This window comes from Ruminococcus sp. AF37-20 (genome assembly GCF_003460465.1).
In the GTDB taxonomy this organism is placed as follows: Bacteria; Bacillota; Clostridia; order Oscillospirales; family Ruminococcaceae; genus Hominimerdicola; species Hominimerdicola aceti.
This window is the reverse complement of sequence record NZ_QTVE01000056.1, coordinates 305-1017: the sequence shown is the minus strand read 5'-3', so window position 1 is coordinate 1017 and position 713 is coordinate 305. Positions and strand designations below refer to the sequence as shown.

Here is a 713-nt window from a genome sequence, read left to right as displayed (position 1 = left end):
GTTTTCAGCAAGCCGAAGAAATTCTCGGCACAGGCATTGTCAAGGCAATTGCCTTTTCGGGACATACTTTGTCTTATCCCTTTATCTTTGAGCATTTTCTGATAAAGCTTGTGTTGATACTGCCAGCCTTGGTCTGAATGAAGGATCAGATTTGTGTTGTCAGGTATTTTTGCAAATGCTTTCTCAAGCATATCCGTTACCTGATTCAAATTCGGATGACGGCTTAGATTGTATGAAATCACTTCGCCATTATATAGATCAATGATCGGTGACAGATACAGCTTAATTCCAAACAAAGCAAATTCAGTAACGTCAGTTACCCACTTTTGATTTGGCTGATCTGCTTTGAAATTCCGTTCCAGAAGATTCGGTGCGATTCTGCCGACATCACCCTTGTATGAGTTGTACTTGTGCATACGAACACGGCAAAATATGCCCATTTTACGCATCAGTTTCTGTACTGTCTTGTGATTGACAACAAATTTCTTCTTCAATTCTTTGGTGATTCTCCGATATCCGTAACGGCCTTTGCTTTCATCGTAAATGCGGCGTATTTCAGTTTTGATTTCAGCATATCGATCCGGCTTTGGATGATCAAATTGCTTACTATAATAGTAGTAGGTACTGCGGGGAATATCAGCAATCTCAATGAGCAGCCCTATCTTATGTTCATGCCTCAGTTCCCATATCACTTGTGCTTTTTCTCTTGCCGT

Annotated in this window: 1 protein-coding gene; it reads right to left on the bottom strand. The window is 40.7% G+C overall.

The window, feature by feature from the left end; translation table 11 throughout:
- The coding region (locus DW015_RS13240; protein WP_207659401.1) for an IS3 family transposase at positions 1–713 on the bottom strand (713 nt) is incomplete at both ends.